Origin of the sequence: Halomonas sp. ND22Bw, from assembly GCF_003011945.1 — a bacterium.
Classification (GTDB): domain Bacteria; phylum Pseudomonadota; class Gammaproteobacteria; order Pseudomonadales; family Halomonadaceae; genus Halomonas; species Halomonas halophila.
This window is the reverse complement of record NZ_PXWD01000792.1, coordinates 1-275: the sequence shown is the minus strand read 5'-3', so window position 1 is coordinate 275 and position 275 is coordinate 1. Positions and strand designations below refer to the sequence as shown.

General features: G+C 65.5%; 1 pseudogene. It reads right to left on the bottom strand.

From position 1 onward, the window contains the following. Window positions 1-275, bottom strand: a pseudogene (locus CVH10_RS20305) (recombinase family protein); the annotation flags it as partial.

Below are 275 nucleotides of genomic sequence, written 5' to 3'. Positions count from 1 at the left end.
CGTGTCGATCGCCTCGTGCAGGCTCAGCAGCCCGACCTTTTCCTCGTCGAGGTAGGTCATCCATCCGATCAGATCACGGAGCGAGCGGCCGAGCCTGTCGAGGCGCCAGACCACCAGTGTGTCGCCGGCGCGAAGCAGCTCCTTCACCTTTTCCAATCCAGGGCGAGCGGCAGTCGCCCCGGAGGCCTTGTCGGTATGACCTTCTCGCAGCCGGCAGCCTTCAGCGCATCACGCTGGAGGTCCAGGTTCTGCTCGGCGGTCGATACGCGGGCGTA